Origin of the sequence: Liquorilactobacillus vini DSM 20605 (genome assembly GCF_000255495.1) — a bacterium.
In the GTDB taxonomy this organism is placed as follows: domain Bacteria; phylum Bacillota; class Bacilli; order Lactobacillales; family Lactobacillaceae; genus Liquorilactobacillus; species Liquorilactobacillus vini.
On record NZ_AHYZ01000049.1, the window covers coordinates 1 to 18,404 of the forward strand.

Sequence of the window (18,404 nt, forward strand, 5' to 3'; positions counted from 1 at the left end):
GCAATAGTTATGATTAATTTTGCGCTTTCAAACGATAAACTGTAAAATAAATATTAGAATAAATGAAAGAGGGTTGGCAAAGTAATGCCTTTTGATGGCCTTTTTACTCATGCAATGGTAACTGAATTAAATCAGCATATTCTACATGGCCGAATTACTAAGATCTCACAACCATATCCGAATGAAGTGATTATAACTTTGCGAGCTCAACGGCATAATTATCCGCTTTTATTGTCAGCTCATCCAAATTACGCTCGCGTTCAAATTACCAAAATTCCTTATGATAACCCACCAATTCCAACTAATTTTACTATGATGCTACGCAAATATCTTGAAGGCGCGGTATTGCTCAAGATTAGTCAGTTGGAAAATGATCGGGTAATCAATTTTGAACTAACAGCTCGCAATGAACTTGGTGATGCTTTTGCACTGCGTCTTAGTGTTGAAATTATGGGTCGCCACAGCAATGTAATCCTGATTGATCCCCAACAAAATAAAATTCTTGATGCCATTAAGCATATTGGACCCAGTCAAAATCGTTATCGGATTTTGCTTCCAGGAGCTGAATATTTGGCTCCACCGCAGCAGGACAAATGTGACCCGTTTACTGAAGCAAACCAAAATGGTCAATACTTAAGTTTAGTTGCTAACTATCCTAATCGGGATGTTTTAGCTAAACAATTGCAAAACACTTACCAAGGCTTTAGTCGTGAACATGCACTCTATTTTGCCGATCAGCTACATCAAGCCCAAAATAAGATTGAACTATCAAAAATTTGGCGAAATTGTTTGCAACAAGTCAATTGCCCAACTCCGGTGATCGTTAAAGATACCAAAGTTTTCTTTACTTGTTTTGCTTATTCACCAAAACAAGTTACTAAAAAAATGTCTTCTTTAAGCGAGTTGTTAGATGAATTTTATCAACAAAAAGCAACTCATGACCGAGTACATCAACTGGGTGGTCAATTAATCGAGGTAATTAAAAATCATTTGCATAAAGATCGCAAAAAAGCTAAGAAGTTAACACAAGCTTTACAGACTAGTCAGCAAGCTGATCAATATCGAATAAAGGGAGAAATCCTCACAACTTATCTCAATCAAGTCAAACGTGGTGAACAACAAATTGAATTACCAAATTATTATGATCAGCAAAAACCTTTACCGATCAAATTGGCACCTAATCTATCGCCTGCCAAAAATGCTCAAAAATACTTTAAAAAATATCAAAAGCTGAAAAATTCTGTTGCCTATGTGTCCAAGCAATTAAACTTAACTAACGAAGAAATTGATTATCTTGAAGGAATTCAAACACAAATTGAATTAGCTGAGCCGCAAGATTTGCCAGAAATTAAAACTGAACTGCAAGAACAAGGTTATTTAAAGTTCCAGAAAAAGGGAAAAAAGAAACAGACCCATCGCTCAAAAAGTCAACCAGAAAAATTTTATGCTTCTGACCAAACAACGATCTCAGTTGGAAAAAATAATTTACAAAATGATCAACTGACCTTAAAAACAGCAGCAAAGTCTGATATTTGGCTGCATGCAAAAAATGTTCCCGGTTCACATGTAATCATCCACGCATCACAACCTAGCCAAACAACACTGCTTGAAGCAGCTAATTTAGCGGCTTATTTTTCAAAATCACGTAACTCAGCTACTGTCCCGGTCGATTACGTAATGGTTAAAAAAATTCGTAAACCCAAAGGAGCGCGCCCGGGTTTTGTTATTTATGAAGGACAAAAAACCTTATTTGTAACTCCTGATAAAGAATTAGTTGAAAACTTGCGGAAATCAAACTAAATTAACTAAAAAATTTTTTGCATAATAAAATAAAAAGATTGCTAATTGAATTAAAGATTTTTTCAACTAGCAATCTTTTTATTTAGTGATTGTCTTTCTGTTGCTGATCAATTAAATCAACATAAACAATTTTTCCTTGTGTCTCGGTATCAACCACAAATGAACCATTTGAATAACGATCAGCTAATGAATGTGTCGCCAAATTCAATTGGATTTTCTCATTTTGATCAGTTGTGATTAACCAATCTTGATTTAAAATGGCATGCGCTGCAAATTTTATTCGATGCGGATTTCGTTTCAATTCACGTAAGATCTGCACTCCGCGCCGAGCTCTGGAAGTTTTAGGGATTTCACTGACCTTCATGCGCTTAAAGGCTCCACGCTGAGTCAAAAGACCAACTGCTTGATCTTGAGTGACTAACAAAACTGCAGTTAAGCAATCATCACGTAAATCCATTGCCTTGACCCCGGCAGCTTTAGCACCGTTAACTGGTACCTCAGTTAATGGATATCGTAAGCCATAACCGCCTTGCGAGCAGCAAAGTATTTCAAAAGCTGGTATTTTTTCAGTTGGTACATAATCAACCGTGATTAAACGATCATCTTGGCTTTTTAACTTGATGGCAGTTATGGCCCGGCTACGGTAAGTTCGACCAGGTTTTAGGTCCGCCAAGCTAGTTAACTTGATTGCCCCATGCGAAGTAGCTAATAAAAAGTCACCCGTAGCTTGTAGATTCTTAAAAGCCAACACCCGCAGGATATTTTCATCATTTTTCAAGCCAACTGTTTGTGACAAGTGTTGACCAGTGTCCTTCCACTTGGCATCAGGAATTTCATGAACCGGCCGATAAATCAGATTTCCATGATCAGTAAAAATCATTAAATGATCAAGCGTATTAACCTTTTGTTGAAAAATAACATGATCCTCTGGCTTCAAGCCATTTTCTTGATCACTAGAGGCAGCAAATGAGCGTAAAGAACTCCGCTTCAAATAACCATCACGACTGACTAGAACTATTACATCTTCGGCAGCCACCAGCACTTCCGTATCAATTTGTAATTTTTCCACTTCTTCTTCGATCTTAGTTTTGCGCACGGTTGCATATTCATGATCAATGGCCGTTAATTCTTTGATGATAACTTGATCGAGCTCATGCGGATCATGCAAGATTAAGTGGTAAGCCGTTATTTTTTGTTTTAAATCTGCAGCTTCTTGCTGTAAAGCGGTAACGTCCGTATTGGTTAGTCGATATAATTGCAGCGAAACAATTGCTTCAGCCTGAGCAATTGTAAAGCCATACTGACTGACTAAATTATCTTTAGCATCTTGTTTATTTTGACTGCTACGAATTGTCTTAATTACTTGGTCAAGGATTGACAAGGCCTTAATCAAACCGGCTACAATATGCGCTCGTTCCTGTGCTTTTTTTAAATCAAACTGTGTTCGGCGGGTGACGACTTGCTGTTGATGTTTTAAATAAGCACTAAGAATTTGTTGTAAGCCAACTTGTTCCGGTCGCTTATCATTAATGGCTACCATATTAAAATTATAAGAAATTTGCAAGTCCGTATTTTTTAATAAATAATTCAAAATTCCTTGCGAATTAGCATTACGCTTAAGTTCGATTGCGATCCTTAATCCTTGACGGTCACTTTCATCACGAACTTCCGCAATGCCTTCAACTTTTTTGGTTAGCCGGATTTCATCGATTCGTTTAACTAATTGAGCTTTGTTAACCTCATATGGGATTTCCGTCACAATAATTTGTGAGCGGCTGCCTTTAAGATTCTCAAATGCTGTTTTAGCCCGTACGATAATTCGTCCGTGACCGGTTTGGTATGCCTTAAGAATTTCATCCTTTCCCTGAACAATTCCACCAGTTGGAAAATCCGGCCCTTTAATAAATTTCATTAAGTCATTTAATTCAGCTGTTGGATGGTTTAGCAGATAAATCGCAGCTTGAATTGTTTCATGCAAATTATGTGGTGGAATTTCAGTTGCATAACCAGCCGAAATTCCAGTCGCACCATTTACGAGTAAATTGGGAAAGCGAGCTGGCAAAACAGTTGGTTCTTCCTCGGTATCATCAAAATTTGGTACAAAATCGACGGTTTTTTTCTGAATGTCACGCAACATTTCAGCCGCAATTTTACTCAAACGTGCCTCAGTGTAGCGCATAGCCGCTGGTGGATCGCCATCCATTGAGCCATTATTACCATGCATCTCAATCAGCGGCTCTCGTAGTTTCCAATCTTGGCTTAAGCGAACCATTGCTTCATAAATTGAACTATCACCATGGGGATGAAAATTACCCATGACATTTCCAACTGATTTGGCAGATTTGCGGAAGGTCTTATCATAAGTATTGCCATCCTGATTCATCGCATATAAAATTCGGCGCTGAACGGGTTTTAAGCCATCACGAATATCTGGCAAAGCCCGTTCTTGAATAATATATTTTGAATATCGTCCGAAACGTTCTCCCATCACAGTTTCCAAAGAGAGTTCTTGAATCTTGCTTTCATCGGCTCCCATTAAGCTTGACCTCCTTGATCTTCAATTGGAATTCCATGTGCCCCTTCAACAACAGCATTGTCCAATAAACTGCCATCTTCTTCAAGCGTAAATTTTACATTTTCCTCGATCCAGCGCCTTCGCGGGGCTACCTTATCACCCATTAAAGTTGTAACTCTTTTTTCTGCAAGTGTACCATCATCAATTCGAACTCTGACTAAGGTCCGCGTCATTGGATTCATCGTAGTTTCCCACAGCTGGTCAGCGTTCATTTCACCGAGGCCTTTAAAACGTTGCAAAATATATCCTTGCTTTAGGCCTTTTATTGCGTAATGCAATTCTTCATCAGTCCAAGCATACTTAATTAAAGTCTGCTTTTTGACTTTTCGTTGAATTTTATATAATGGCGGCAACGCAATGTAGACGCGGCCGGCATCAATCAAGGGCCGCATATACTTGAAGAAAAAGGTTAATAATAAAATTTGAATATGTGCCCCATCCGTATCCGCATCAGTCATGATAATGATTTTATCGTAATTAGCATCTTGCAAGTCGAAATCTGTTCCTACTCCAGCACCAATTGTATAAATCATTGTACTAATTTCTTCGTTTTTTAAAATGTCTGGTAATTTAGCTTTCTCAGTATTCAAGACTTTCCCACGTAATGGTAAAATTGCCTGAAACTTGCGATCACGACCTTGTTTAGCAGATCCGCCGGCTGAATCACCTTCGACTAAGAATAATTCATTACGCTTCGCATTTTTAGATTGAGCTGGCGTTAGCTTACCAGACAGCAAGCGCTCTTTATGATGCTTTTTTTTGCCTCCACGTGTTTCATCACGTGCTTTACGAGCTGCCTCACGGGCCTCTCTAGCTTTTAGAGCTTTGCGAACTAAATCTTGAGCAAATTCACCATTTTCCAGTAAAAAGAAGCCCAATTTTTCACTGACCACATTGTCGACGATTGAACGAGCTTCTGGAGTGCCTAATTTTTCTTTAGTTTGTCCCTCAAATTGCAATAGTTTTTCTGGAATTCGGATCGAGATAACCGCCGCCAGGCCTTCACGGACATCAGCGCCTTCTAAGTTTTTGTCTTTTTCTTTTAACAAACCAATCTGCCGAGCATAATCATTAAAAGCTTTGGTCCAAGCTGACCTCAGCCCAGCTTCATGTGTTCCGCCATCTTTGGTCCGAACATTATTGACAAACGACATAATATTTTCTGAATAACCGTCATTATACTGAGCAGCAACTTCAACTTCAACCTCATCGCGGGTCCCATCAAAATACATAATTGGCCCCAGAGTATCTTTATCTTCATTCAGATACTGCACAAATTCTTTAATGCCTTCTGCGTAAAGGAATTCATCTTCTTTGCCGCTGCGCTCATCAATTAAAGTAATCTTAACGCCCTTTAACAAGAAAGCCGATTCACGCAGACGTTCTGCCAAAATATCATATTGATAATTCGTGGTTGAAAAAATCTGAGGATCTGGTTTAAAAGTAACCGTTGTGCCATTGGCGGCTTTAGTTTTGCCAATTCTTTTCAAAGTTCCTTGAGGTTGACCGCCGTTAGCAAAATTTTCTTGATAGGCAACTCCCTCGCGAATTGTTTTAACTTTTAGCCAACTGGATAATGCATTGACGACGCTCGCTCCAACCCCATGCAAACCACCAGCCGTTTTATAACCACCTTGACCAAATTTTCCCCCGGCATGTAAAACCGTGAAGATCACTTCAACTGTTGGGATCCCTAAAGCATGCATTCCGGTTGGTAATCCACGACCATGATCAACCACCGTCACGCTGCCATCTTGATGTAAAGCCACCTTAATTTCCTTACCAAAACCAGCTAAGGCCTCATCAACCGCATTATCAACGATTTCATAAACCAGGTGGTGCAAGCCTTTACTGTCGGTTGAACCGATGTACATGCCTGGACGTTTTCTAACAGCCTCTAGCCCCTTTAGTACCTGGATCGAGTCATCGTTATAGTTGCTATTGTCCATCGTTCAAAGTCCTTTCTAACCAATTTAACTATCATCTAAATCTATTAAAAAAACATACTAGCCTATTTATCATACCCTATTAGTTCTTAGAAAGTAAAGCGCATTATATTGGAATGGCGTTTTTTAAAATAAATTTTAAGTAGGAGTCCAGCTGTTTAAGTGATAAAATATAATTTGATCAGCTCAAGGGAGGGTTAAAACTTGGAACTTAAAATTGCAGGGATGCTGCTGATCGGATATTTGCTGGGGTCGATTCCTTCCGGCGTTTGGATCGGCAAAATCTTTTACGGCAAAGATATTCGTCAATACGGCAGCGGTAACATGGGAACAACGAATACATTCCGAGTCCTTGGAAAAAAAGCCGGCATCATTGTCTTACTAATGGATATGCTTAAAGGAACATTAGCTGCCTGCCAACCATATCTTTTTGATATTCGAATCAATGTTTTGATTATCGGCTGTGCAGCAGTCATCGGCCATGTCTTTCCAATTTTTGCTGGTTTTAAAGGCGGCAAGGCTGTTGCAACCAGTGCTGGCATTCTGTTAGCTTACAATCCGTTTTTCTTTTTGGTTGCTTGGATTATTTTCTTAACAACGCTTTATTTAAGCAGCATGGTCAGTATTGCTAGTATGGTTGGCATGACTTTAATCACTTTATTATCTTTTTTGGTTTTTAAAGATAACATTTTGACCATCATTGCACTTATCTTAACAATTTTTATTTTTTACCGTCACAGAGGCAATCTTAAACGGATTCGCGAGGGTGATGAAAATATTGTTCATTTTGGCCTTTATTATCAGCATTTAAAAAAGCAGCATAAACTTTGAAATTGTAGCGGGTTTTCTGCTCTCAGTGACTACTTTCCAGCAAATGCCGATCAAACAAAGAGACTGAAACAAAATGTAATTAACTCCTTTAGGCTCTGTGATGTCTAAAGAAAGTTTTTCAAAATTACATTGCGTTTCAGTCTTTTTAATTAGAAAATACTGATTGTATATTTAGCAGCAAACTCTTGTTGACTTGTGAGTTGATGCAAACCAGTTTTTTGAGTAAAATTCCCAGTCGCTTGTCGATCATCAGCTAAACCCCACCACGGCTCCAGACAAACGAACGGTGCTTTAGCTGGATAAGGCGACCAAATACCAACATAATCCGTTGCTGGAAGATCAAGCAAAACACCATGTTGATGAGCACTTGTCGTTAATTCTAAAACGGTTTTTTGTTTTAATTGATAAATCAAAGCATCATTTTTAAAAGTCTCATGTGAAAGCTTTATACCAGCCATTCGATCGGTTTGAGCAGCCGCTGAATCGGTATAATTACCAACCAGCGGAATTTTTTGATAATTTCCAACCGGTTGAAACTCAACTAAATAATCATCAAAACTTTCATCATTAGCCAAAGGAACGGTGAAAGCTGGATGGCCGCCAATTGAAAAGAGCATCTTTGATTTAGTTGGATTTTTGACCCGATAAGTGACAGTTAAGTGATTGGCAGTCAGTTGGTAGCTGATCTGCAAATCAAAAGCAAAAGGATAGATTCCCCTAGTTGCCGCTGAATCATGGAGACTAAAAGTTAATCGATCCGCTTGTTGATCAACAATAGTAAAGTCTAAGTCCCTAGCAAAGCCATGCTGCTTTAGATGATAGGTTTGACCATTCAATTGGTATTGATCATCTTTTAATCGACCAACGATTGGAAATAAAACTGGTGCATGACGCCCCCAAAACTTGGGATCTGCCTGCCAGAGATATTGTTTTTGGGTTTTTTGATCGATCAAGCTCTGCAGCTCCGCGCCATGTTGACTGAAAACAGCCTTGAGCTGATTATTTTCTAAACTCAGCAAATTAATTACTTCCCTTCAAATTTACAGAATATATTGTGTCAAATCTTTATTTTTAGCAATATCACCAATTTTTTGTTCAACATAAGCTTCAGTGATCGTAATTTCACCCATTTGCATGTCTGGACCCTCATACAAAATATCCTGCAACAAGCGTTCCAAAATTGTATGCAAGCGCCGAGCGCCGATATTTTCATTTTCATGATTAACTTGATAAGCAATTTCAGCAATTTTATGAATGGCTTCAATCGTAAAGGTCACTTTAATATTATCCGTGCCGATCAGAGCAATATATTGCTTAACTAAGGCATTGTTCGGTTCAGTTAAAATTTTAACAAAATCGTCAGTGGTTAACTCGTCAAGTTCAACTCTAATTGGAAAACGTCCTTGCAATTCAGCAATCAAATCGCTCGGCTTGCTGTCGTGGAAAGCGCCAGAAGCAATAAATAAAATATGATCAGTTTTCACTAAACCATACTTAGTTTGAACTTGAGAGCCCTCAACAATTGGTAAAATATCACGTTGGACTCCTTCACGTGAAACTTCACCGCTGTTCTTTTTAGCTTTTGAAGTAATCTTATCGATTTCGTCAATAAAAACAATACCAGTATTTTCTGCTCGTTTAACTGCTCGTTCAGCAACATCAGCACTGTTGATTAATTCCTCAGCAATTTGACGAGCTAAAGTTTCCCGTGCTTGGGCGACCGTCATCGTTCGTTCGACCTTCCGTTTGGGAGTTAAGGCTGCTAATGCATCACCAACATCAATGCCCATTTGGCCTAATAAATTGCTCTGATTAGAAAAGTTATGGTTAGCATCGTCAACTTGAATTGTCACTTCACGATTTTCTAGCAGGCCCTTTTTTAGCTGATCACTAACTGATAGCCGCTGATTGCGGACATCATCGGTCACATTTTCTTCCACATTGGAATTTTCCAAAAAGTCCAAATTGCCGGATTGAATATTCCGCAACATTTGCATAAAGTTTTGCTGTGGTTGTTCTGGTTGCTTTTTTTGTGCCGGAACGAGTATCTTGATCAGCTTTTTATTGGCCTGCTGGACAGCTTGACCATGAACTCGTTTATATTCAGCCTCTTTTTCCATTTTATAAGCCACATTCACCAAATCACGGATCATTGATTCCACATCACGGCCAACATAGCCAACTTCCGTGAATTTAGTAGCCTCAACTTTAACAAATGGTGCCGCAACAATTTTTGCCAAGCGCCGAGCAATTTCTGTTTTACCAACACCGGTAGGCCCAATCATCAAAACATTTTTCGGCGTTACCTCTTCTTGCATGGCTTTTGACAGCTGTAAACGCCGGTAGCGATTTCTTAAGGCAACTGCAATTGCCTTTTTAGCTTTGTCCTGACCAATTACATAATTGTTTAATTCTTTAACGATTTCTTTGGGAGTTTTATCGATTGGATTCATTTTCGCTATCCTTTCTATACTTAACTATAATTCTTCGCCAATAATATGATGGTTGGTAAAAATATCAATGTCAGCAGCGATTCCAATCGCACTTTTAGCAATCTCCAAGGCTGACATTTCACCAGCATGACCCTTTAGCGCTTTAGCTGCCGCCAAAGCAAAATTGCCGCCGGAACCAATCGCTAAAATATCATCATCAGGAGTAATGACCTCACCGCTGCCTGAAACTAATAATAAATCATTTTTATCCATCACGATCAGTAAAGCTTCCAATTTTTGAAGTGCTTGATCACTACGCCATTCTTGGGCTAATTCAACTGCTGCTCGTTGCAAATTACCACTGTATTGCTCAAGCTTTTTTTCAAAACGTGCTTCTAAGTTGAATGCATCAGCAACACTGCCAGCAAAACCAACTACCACTTGATCATGATAGATCCGCCGAACTTTGCGTGCCGTTCCTTTCATAATGACCTTTTCACCCATTGTTACTTGACCATCACCAGCCATGGCAGTGTGTCCATTATGCCGGACAGCACAAATCGTTGTTGCATGAAATGATATAGTTGACATCTTTTTCCTCCTAAAAAATGATTACGAACGTGGAAAATATTTTTGATAATCTCGCTGCAAATGCTCTTTGGTGACGTGCGTATAAATTTGCGTCGTTGATAAACTACTATGGCCTAAAAATTCTTGAACTGCCCGCAGATCCGCTCCACGATTTAACAAGTGAGTTGCAAAAGTATGACGTAATTCATGGGGATGGATTGTAGTCGTCAACGAACTGCGCTTGATGATTTGCTTTAAAATATAAGTTATTCCAGCCGCCGTAAGCGGATCACCGTGCTGATTAATAAAAACCGCTTGATGCTGCTTATGATACTTGCTTATCAATGGTGAGCGAACCTGTTCAAAATAACGCTGTAATGCTTGCTCACAATAGCGTCCAAAAGGAACATAGCGATCTTTATTGCCCTTGCCATGCAGCAGCACGATTTTTAAATTAAAATCTACATCTGTCATTTTCAAGCCAGTACATTCACTGACCCGCATGCCAGTTGCATACAACGTTTCCAAAATTGCACGATCACGTATATCGACTAAAGCGTCACCTGCGACAGCCTGAAAAAGCTCTTGCATCTCTTTCTCATAAAAGAAACGCGGCAGCGGACGAGGGTGCCGTTTTAGTTGAACGTATGAGAATGAGTTATCAACAATCTGTCCATTTTTTTGCAAAAAGCGGTAAAACGATCGTAAGCTTGAAATAATCCGTTCAATCGAAGTTGCTTGATAATGCTGATCATACAAAAAACTCATAAAAACATGGACATCCATCCGCCGCACAGCTGTTAAACTTGCTAAGCCGCCGTTTTCTTTCAGAAATTTAATAAAAAGCTGCAGGTCATCAGTATATGCTTTTAAAGTTGCCGATGAATACTGCCGTTCAACCCGTAAATATTGTTGAAACTCGGCAATTAATTTTTCTGCCATAAGCTTCACCTCGCTGACCACAAAAAAGAATCTTGACCGACACTTAACAATCTTATTTTAGCATAGACTGCTGTTTCCCAAAATTAGATAAGTTTAAAATTCAAATTAAAGCAGCAATTATACTTTTAATCCCAACTTCGATTATAAACCAAAAAGGCTGGGAAAAACTTCTCAACCTCTTGTCAAAGTTATTCTTGTTCAACATAATCACAGTTACTACATTTAATCTGGACGTTCTTTTTGGACTTTTTTTCGACCAAATAATGCTGGCATTTTGGACAAGTACGGCCAATTGGTTTATCCCATGAGACAAAATCACAATCTGGATAACGCGAGCAACCATAAAAGATCCGATTCTTCTTTGACTTTCGTTCGATCACTTCACCTCGTTGACATTTTGGACAAGTTACCCCAATATTTTTAACGATTGGCTTGGTATTGCGACAATCTGGAAAGCGACTGCAAGCATAAAACTTACCATAACGGCCTAACTTAATCACTAATGGAGCTCCGCAAATGTCACAGTTGATTCCAGCTGGTTCGTCTTTAATTTTTACTTTAGCCATTTTATCTTGCGCTGTAGCAACTTCTTTAGAAAATGGCTGATAGAATTGATCGATAACTTTGATCCATTGTTGCTTGCCTTCTTCGATTTCATCTAATTGATCTTCCAAGTCAGCAGTGAAAGTTACATTCAAAATGTCGGGAAAACATTTTTCAATCATTGAATTGACAATTTCGCCCAATTCAGTTGGTTCGAATTTCCGTGCTGTCAATTTAACGTAATATCTTTTTTGGATCGTACTTAAAGTTGGCGCATACGTTGAAGGACGACCAACGCCATTTTCTTCCAAAGTTTTGATCAAGGCAGCTTCTGTATACCGAGCAGGCGGCAAAGTAAAATGTTGATCTGGCTGATTAGTCATTAGCTTGGCAGTTTGTCCCTGTTCTAAATCCGGCAGCTGATTATCTTTTCGCTTTGCATCTGGATAAACGATTGTATAACCTGGAAACTTCATTTTTGAACCACGCGCACGGTAAATAACGCCATTTTGCTCCAAAGTAACTGCCATTGTATCATAAACAGCTGGTGTCATCTGACTAGCAACAAACCGTGACCAAATTAATGAATACAATTTATACTGATCACGAGTTAAATATTCCTTGATCGAATCTGGCGTCCTTTTGACTGAAGACGGTCGAATCGCTTCATGTGCATCTTGAGCTCCTTCAGCCAATTTGCCTTTACGCGGCTTAACGGCTGCATATTCGCTGCCATACGTTTCATGAATAAATTTCGAAGCTTCATGGACGGCAACATTTGAAATTCGAGTTGAGTCCGTCCGCATATAAGTGATCAAACCAACTGCTCCACCACGCCCCAAACTTAAACCCTCATACAACTGTTGAGCAACCATCATGGTTTTTTGTGTTCTGAACTTCAAAGTGTTGTTAGCTGCCTGCTGCATTGTACTGGTCGTAAATGGTAAAGCCGCAAAGCGCTGCCGCTCTTTGCGATCGACCTTAGTAATTGCAAACGGTTGCTTTTGATCCAAACGCGCTAAAATTTTTTTAACATCAGCGTTGTCTTTTAATTCTTGCTTCTGACCGTCAACACCATAATACTCTGCTGCAAATTGCTGCCGCTGGCTTTTGAATTTTGCCGAAATTGTCCAATATTCTTGTGGTTTAAAATTTCGAATCTCTTCTTCACGTTTAATGATCATATTTAAAGCAATGGACTGAACTCGACCAGCACTCAATCCTTTTTTAATTTTTTCCCAAAGTAACGGACTGATCGAATAACCAACCAAACGATCCAACACTCGTCGTGCCTGTTGGGCATCAACTAAATTCATATCGATTGAACGTGGGTGCTTAAAGGCATCTTTAACTGCATCTTTAGTAATTTCATTAAATACTACTCGGTTATTATCTTGTGGATCCAAGCCCAATAAATAAGATAAATGCCAAGCAATCGCTTCCCCCTCGCGGTCGGGATCGGCTGCCAGATAAACTTGACTAGCTTTTTTTGCTTCTTTGCGTAAATCTTTAATAACGCTGCCTTTGCCCCGAATTGAAATATAATGTGGTTCATAATTATGCTCTAAATCGACACCCATGGTACTTCTGGGCAAGTCGCGAACATGGCCTAAACTAGCCATTACTTTATAACTCGGTCCTAAATATTTTCCAATTGTTTTAGCCTTCGAAGGTGATTCGACGATTACTAATTTTCGTTTTCGCTTTTTTGCTGTCGTTTTTTTAACTGCTTTTTTTTCGACGGTAGGCATAATCAGACTCCTTTTGTCGCAAATTTAAAAATCGGTAATCATGTTATGCTACATTTAGGCAGTTTGTCAAGTCTGAAGAAATTCCTCCCAAATATCGATTGCAGATAAAGCCGGCTTTGCCCCGGCTGCAATCAACTCATTAGTTCCAACTGACAATATAGAATCAACTGGCCCGGGAACTGCTAAAACATTACGATTTTCTTGCAGAGCTAAGTTAGCTGTGATCAAGCTGCCACTTTGTTGACGAGCCTCGACGACTAATAAGTTCTCAGCCAACCCTGCAATGATTCGATTTCGGGCGGGAAAATGATAAGCCAGTGGTCCTTCATCACAACTATACTCACTAATTACTAAACATTGATTGGCAATTTGTTGCTGAAGCTCAAGGTTTCCTCGCGGATAATATCTTGCCAGACCGGTACCAATGACTGCAATCGTTGGACAGTTAAATCGCAAGCTTAATTGATGCACAAGCGAGTCAACTCCAGCAGCTAAGCCACTAATTAAAACAACTTTTCTTTCTAGTAATGGTATCAGCAAATAGTTGATAGCTCTTTTAGCATAACTTGAATTTTTTCGAGCACCAACTACAGCTAACAAATATTTTTGTTGAACAAGCTGCCAATTGCCTTGAAAAAATAAAACAACTGGCGGATCATAAATTTCTTTTAATCTTCTTGGGTAGGCTGTATCCAGCAAAGTAATAAAAGAACTGCCACTTAAATTGCGACGAACAACCTGATAAGTAGCTGTTGAAAAAAGCTGTTGTTGTTGTGAAGTTGATAACTTCAGATCTGTTTTTAAAAAGCTTTGTAAATCCCATTTTTTAAAATTTCTCTGTAATAGCTTTTGCGCAGCCGCTTTGACCGTCTGTTGTGGAATTGCTGGACAGAGTCTTAAAAATAAAAGCAATTCTCTGGGTTTCAATCGATCACTTCCTCTACTGAATAAATACGCAGCAGAAGTTTGATTAAACCTTAATCACTAAAATTCTTGGCAACTTTGGCAACTGGTGCAAAACTCAGACGATGAATTGGTGTAATTCCTTGACTTTTTAAGGCTGCCAAATGCTGAGCCGTACCATAACCGGCATTTTGAGCAAACCCATAGCCGGGGTAAATTTTATCATATTCTGCCATTAAATGATCTCGCCAAACCTTGGCAACAATACTAGCCGCGGCCACACTGTTACTTTTAGCATCGGCTTTAATTAATTTTAATTGTGGAATAGCTGTTTCAATTTGCATTGCATCGATAATTAATTGTTGTGGCAAAATTTTTAAAGCCGCAACTGCTTGTTTCATGGCAATTCGGGTGGCTTGATAGATATTTGCCTGATCAATTTGCTGATTATCAGCAACCCCAATTCCAACTGCTAAAGCTGTCGCCAAAATTTGGCTTGAAAGCTCTTCTCGCAAATGTGAACTAAGCTGCTTGGAATCATTGACTGCTAAGATTGAAAAATCATGTGGCAAAATTACGGCTGCAGCCACGACTGGTCCGGCTAATGGCCCGCGACCAACTTCATCGATTCCAGCAACTAACTGCTTGCCAGCTTGCCAAAACTTCTTTTCATAAACAAAACGCTGAGCAAACTTTTGTTGAGCTGTTTGTTGTCTTGCCTGCCATCTTTGAGCTTGCTGCACCAATTTTTGCACACCAATTCGCCGATCTGCTGTCAAGCTTGCCACTAGTTCATTTGAATAATGTTGCTTTAATTCAGCTTTGATTTGCTTAATCGTTAACTTATCAGCCATTGTTCAGGCCACCTTCAAATTCAGTTACTTTGTCCAATGAATAGCGGCCTAATTTGCCCCGACGGCAATCAAGGATTATCCGTTGGCTAGCTCGTTCATAATCATCTTTCATTCCTAAATTTTTAGTGATTTTAAACAACAGATCTGGCAAAGGCAACGCTAAATCAGCTGACTCTAAGTGATAACGATTTACTAAATTGGTTGGCTGATCGGCTAAGAAAAATTTTAAAGCAAATAATGCAATGTCATCAACAGCTACCAAAGTATCTTTGATAGCACCTGTTAATGCTAATTTTTGACCAATTATTTGATTTTCAAATTTTGGCCATAAAACACCTGGTGTATCTAATAAATCAAGATTTTTTCCAGCTTTTAACCACTGCTGAGCTTTAGTAACACCTGGGCGATCACCAGTTTGTGCGGCTTTTTTTCCTACCAGATGATTCAGCAAGGTTGACTTGCCAACATTTGGAATTCCCAAACATAATGCCCGAAGCCGTTTTTTTTGCAATCCTTTTTCCTGGGCGGATTTAATCTTAACAGCTAAAATCTGCTCAATCTTTTTTTCCAGTAATTTGGGCTTTAAATTTAAGCTATTAATTGCAATTGCTGGTTGCTGCTGTTGCTGATAGTAATTTAACCAAGCTTGGGTTGCTCGTGGATTGGCTAAATCACTTTTGGTTAAAATTAATAAACTGGGTTTATTAGCCAGTAATGCTTCAATTTGTGGATTGCGAGCAGATTCAGGCAGACGCGCATCAGTCAGCTCAAGTGCAATATCAATCAGCCGCAGATTTTCTTTGATCTGTCTGATGGCTTTTACCATATGTCCTGGATACCACTGAATATTTTTCATTTTTAATTCCTTCCGTTAACTAAAATTGATATAACCACTTAAATTGATTTAAGGGCCAATAAATTAGCACGACTTTCCCGGTGATCCAGCTTTTTTGAATTGGGCCGATCGTGCGAGAATCTTTACTAATCCGCCGATTGTCACCTAAAACGAAATATTCATTGGCTGGAACTCGTTTAACACCGATCAAACTCTTCAAAGAAAAATCCGAAGTATAGTCTTCGTTAGGATCAGCAGTTTCTCGCGCAATAAAAGGTTCACTAATTTTTTTGCCATTAATATATAAATGGTCATTACGATAATCTAAACGATCTCCCGGGAGTCCGATAACTCGTTTAACATAGGTTACATTGCTTGGAGTTTTAAAGATAACAATATCAAAGCGCCGCAGTTTATTCGGTGAGATTACTAAAACTTCTTGTTTAGAATGAAGGGTTGGCTCCATTGAATTACCCTCAATTTGTATAGGAATCAGTAAAAAGGAACGAATAAATAAAGCGATTAAACCAGCCCAAAAAACCAGTGCTAGCCAATATCGCCATTGGAATTTTTTTAGCTTCTTTTGCTTTTCCAAAACGCCAACTCCTAAACCAAGTTCTGCTTATCTTTTTTACAATCATTGCTCTTTTAAACATTATAACAATCCTTTTTTGATCTAGCGACCTTTAACGACTAGATTTAAAAAAGTTGTGAAAATTTTAATTTCCACAACTTTTTGCTAATTATTATTTTACAGCTTCAATCGCCCGCTGATAAGCTGGATCATTTTGACTTAATTTAGCAGCAATCTTAGTTTCCAAAGTATTGACCGTTTTGGCGTCTGCCTTGCCAGAAACTGTTAACTGATTATCTTGCTGGAACTTTTTAACAGCTGCGGTTGTTTGATCACTATAATAGCCATTTACGTCACCTGGCTGATATCCTAGAGCCTGTAAGAGAGTCTGGATTTTTTTAATTTGTTTTGAAACTTGGCCGTTTTGATAAGTCTTTTTTGTATCAATCGCTGTCTGGTAAGCATATTTTGGATAATCAGCTTTAATGGTTGGTTGTAAACCTTTATGATTAATCCAATCACCATCTGGAGTTAACCATTTGGCAATCGTCATCTTTAATTCAGTTTTATCACTGAATGGCAAGGTGTTTTGAACTGTCCCCTTGCCGTAAGACTTAGTTCCAATCAATTTGGCCCCAGCCGATTGATTTAAAGCGGCTGAGAAGATTTCAGCTGCACTAGCACTACCACTATTGATTAAGACAACTGTTTTCCCAGTAATCTTATAACCATCATCAAATTTGGGACCAGCTTTATAAACTTGAGCGGCTCCCGTCCTTTGCTTAACTTGCAGCAAAATTTTGCCATTCTTGACAAAAATCGATGACATTTTTAAAGCCTGATCCATTAAGCCACCAGGGTTATCACGCATATCAATAATGAATGATTTAGCACCCTTTTTCTGCAATTTTTTCAATTCAGCTTTAAATTCTTTAGCAGTATTTTCAGAAAAAGTTGAAACTTTAACATAACCGATTGTTGGCTGATTTTTAACCAAGTGTCCACTGACTGTTTTAACCGGAATTGTGTCACGAACTAAAGTTTTAGTGAAGGTCTCATTCCCCCGTTTAATTGTTAGCGTGACTTTAGTTCCTTTTTTCCCGCGGATTAAACCAACTGCTTTGCTGAGCGAATAGCCATTGATTTTTTTACCATTAATCTTCTCAATAATATCATTGGCTCTTAAACCAGCTTTCTTGGCTGGAGTCCCATCGATTGGCGAAATAATTTTGATCTGAGAACCACTCTTTTGAACTTCAGCACCGATGCCAGTGAAACTGCTGGAAATTGTATTATTGAGTGATTCTGTCTCAGATTTTGACATATATTCAGAAAATGGATCGCCCAATGCATCTACCATTCCGTTGAGAGCACCATTAACCAATTTTTCTCGATTAACCTTGCGATAATAATTTTGATATAAAGCAGAATAAACCGTTCCAATTTTGCCAAGCGAACGGCTAGTTGCTTCGGCTGCTTCTAAACGTTGGTCCATAAAATAATAGACCCCGCCAGCTCCCAATAGTAAACAGATTAAACCAGAAATAATAACTGTCGGCCAGCCAAATCTTTTAACTTTTTGTTGTTTTTTCTTGAACATCCTCAGTTCTCCTTATGTTTTTATTGCATTTTTTCAAGGTAACTTTCCCAAGCTTGATCAAAAATTGTCATTGAGGGTAAATAACTGCCATTTAACTCCAAATAATTGGAAATTTCCTGATAGTTTTGTGATTGTTTAGGAAAGCTTTGATCAAAAAAAGCATCATTAGCAAATTTTGCAATGGGTTCTGAACTATTGTCATTTCTTTCAGTCATTAAATACTGATAAAAGCTTTTACGAAACATTTT

Annotated in this window: 15 protein-coding genes; 2 read left to right on the forward strand and 13 right to left on the reverse strand. The window is 38.7% G+C overall.

Annotated features, from left to right (window positions below; genetic code table 11):
- The first annotated feature begins 84 nt into the window (after positions 1–84).
- Positions 85–1,800: an NFACT RNA binding domain-containing protein gene (locus ON15_RS02695; protein ID WP_010579942.1), complete on the forward strand. Its 1,716-nt coding sequence runs from the start codon at positions 85–87 to the stop codon at positions 1,798–1,800.
- Positions 1,801–1,882: 82 nt separating this feature from the next.
- On the opposite strand, the gene parC is transcribed toward ON15_RS02695, so the two are convergent.
- Both parC and parE read right to left on the reverse strand, forming a co-directional pair.
- Positions 1,883–4,336 carry a DNA topoisomerase IV subunit A gene (gene parC / locus ON15_RS02700; protein ID WP_010579943.1) on the reverse strand — a complete coding sequence of 818 codons (2,454 nt, stop codon included), beginning with the start codon at positions 4,334–4,336 and terminating at the stop codon, positions 1,883–1,885.
- A complete protein-coding gene (gene parE / locus ON15_RS02705; RefSeq protein WP_026049454.1) occupies positions 4,336–6,324 on the reverse strand; it encodes a DNA topoisomerase IV subunit B in 1,989 nt (662 codons plus the stop codon). Before parE ends, parC begins: the two co-directional genes overlap by 1 nt.
- 201 nt (positions 6,325–6,525) lie before the next feature.
- Between parE and plsY the strand changes: the two genes are divergently transcribed.
- A complete protein-coding gene (gene plsY, locus ON15_RS02710; RefSeq protein ID WP_010579945.1) occupies positions 6,526–7,152 on the forward strand; it encodes a glycerol-3-phosphate 1-O-acyltransferase PlsY in 627 nt (208 codons plus the stop codon).
- A gap of 149 nt (positions 7,153–7,301) precedes the next feature.
- On the opposite strand, the gene ON15_RS02715 is transcribed toward plsY, so the two are convergent.
- The 11 genes from ON15_RS02715 to ON15_RS02765 form a co-directional block, all read right to left on the reverse strand.
- Complete coding sequence (locus tag ON15_RS02715) at positions 7,302–8,171, reverse strand: aldose 1-epimerase family protein (RefSeq protein ID WP_010579946.1); 870 nt, start codon at positions 8,169–8,171, stop codon at positions 7,302–7,304.
- Positions 8,172–8,192: 21 nt separating this feature from the next.
- A complete protein-coding gene (gene hslU, locus ON15_RS02720; RefSeq protein WP_010579947.1) occupies positions 8,193–9,605 on the reverse strand; it encodes an ATP-dependent protease ATPase subunit HslU in 1,413 nt (470 codons plus the stop codon).
- Between the two features lie 24 nt (positions 9,606–9,629).
- A complete protein-coding gene (hslV, locus tag ON15_RS02725) occupies positions 9,630–10,175 on the reverse strand; it encodes an HslVU peptidase proteolytic subunit (RefSeq protein ID WP_010579948.1) in 546 nt (181 codons plus the stop codon).
- A 21-nt stretch (positions 10,176–10,196) separates the two neighbouring features.
- Complete coding sequence (xerC, locus tag ON15_RS02730) at positions 10,197–11,096, reverse strand: tyrosine recombinase XerC (protein WP_010579949.1); 900 nt, start codon at positions 11,094–11,096, stop codon at positions 10,197–10,199.
- 188 nt (positions 11,097–11,284) lie between these two features.
- Positions 11,285–13,390 (reverse strand): type I DNA topoisomerase, encoded by a 2,106-nt coding sequence (topA, locus tag ON15_RS02735; protein ID WP_010579950.1) that lies wholly within the window; start codon positions 13,388–13,390, stop codon positions 11,285–11,287.
- Between the two features lie 66 nt (positions 13,391–13,456).
- On the reverse strand, positions 13,457–14,317 hold the full coding sequence (dprA, locus tag ON15_RS02740) for a DNA-processing protein DprA (protein WP_010579951.1): 861 nt from the start codon (positions 14,315–14,317) through the stop codon (positions 13,457–13,459).
- 50 nt (positions 14,318–14,367) lie between these two features.
- On the reverse strand, positions 14,368–15,147 hold the full coding sequence (locus ON15_RS02745; RefSeq protein WP_010579952.1) for a ribonuclease HII: 780 nt from the start codon (positions 15,145–15,147) through the stop codon (positions 14,368–14,370).
- On the reverse strand, positions 15,140–16,003 hold the full coding sequence (ylqF, locus tag ON15_RS02750; RefSeq protein WP_010579953.1) for a ribosome biogenesis GTPase YlqF: 864 nt from the start codon (positions 16,001–16,003) through the stop codon (positions 15,140–15,142). The genes ON15_RS02745 and ylqF overlap by 8 nt, the downstream gene beginning before the upstream one ends.
- A gap of 19 nt (positions 16,004–16,022) precedes the next feature.
- The gene (lepB, locus tag ON15_RS02755) at positions 16,023–16,577 is read right to left on the reverse strand and encodes a signal peptidase I (protein WP_010579954.1); all 555 of its coding nucleotides are present in this window, start codon (positions 16,575–16,577) and stop codon (positions 16,023–16,025) included.
- A 151-nt stretch (positions 16,578–16,728) separates the two neighbouring features.
- On the reverse strand, positions 16,729–18,156 hold the full coding sequence (locus tag ON15_RS02760; protein WP_010579955.1) for a S41 family peptidase: 1,428 nt from the start codon (positions 18,154–18,156) through the stop codon (positions 16,729–16,731).
- Between the two features lie 20 nt (positions 18,157–18,176).
- Entirely contained in the window at positions 18,177–18,401 is a 225-nt protein-coding gene (locus ON15_RS02765; RefSeq protein WP_010579956.1) for a YozE family protein, read from the reverse strand.
- Between the last annotated feature and the right edge of the window lie 3 nt (positions 18,402–18,404).

Excerpts from the sequence above, each read along its gene's own strand:
- ON15_RS02695 (WP_010579942.1), top strand. The coding sequence starts at position 85 with ATGCCTTTTGATGGCCTTTTTACTCATGCAATGGTAACTGAATTAAAT.
- parC (WP_010579943.1), bottom strand. The coding sequence starts at position 4,336 with ATGGGAGCCGATGAAAGCAAGATTCAAGAACTCTCTTTGGAAACTGTG.
- parE (WP_026049454.1), bottom strand. The coding sequence starts at position 6,324 with ATGGACAATAGCAACTATAACGATGACTCGATCCAGGTACTAAAGGGG.
- hslU (WP_010579947.1), bottom strand. The coding sequence starts at position 9,605 with ATGAATCCAATCGATAAAACTCCCAAAGAAATCGTTAAAGAATTAAAC.
- hslV (WP_010579948.1), bottom strand. The coding sequence starts at position 10,175 with ATGTCAACTATATCATTTCATGCAACAACGATTTGTGCTGTCCGGCAT.
- xerC (WP_010579949.1), bottom strand. The coding sequence starts at position 11,096 with ATGGCAGAAAAATTAATTGCCGAGTTTCAACAATATTTACGGGTTGAA.
- topA (WP_010579950.1), bottom strand. The coding sequence starts at position 13,390 with ATGCCTACCGTCGAAAAAAAAGCAGTTAAAAAAACGACAGCAAAAAAG.
- ON15_RS02745 (WP_010579952.1), bottom strand. The coding sequence starts at position 15,147 with ATGGCTGATAAGTTAACGATTAAGCAAATCAAAGCTGAATTAAAGCAA.
- ylqF (WP_010579953.1), bottom strand. The coding sequence starts at position 16,003 with ATGAAAAATATTCAGTGGTATCCAGGACATATGGTAAAAGCCATCAGA.
- ON15_RS02760 (WP_010579955.1), bottom strand. The coding sequence starts at position 18,156 with ATGTTCAAGAAAAAACAACAAAAAGTTAAAAGATTTGGCTGGCCGACA.
- ON15_RS02765 (WP_010579956.1), bottom strand. The coding sequence starts at position 18,401 with ATGTTTCGTAAAAGCTTTTATCAGTATTTAATGACTGAAAGAAATGAC.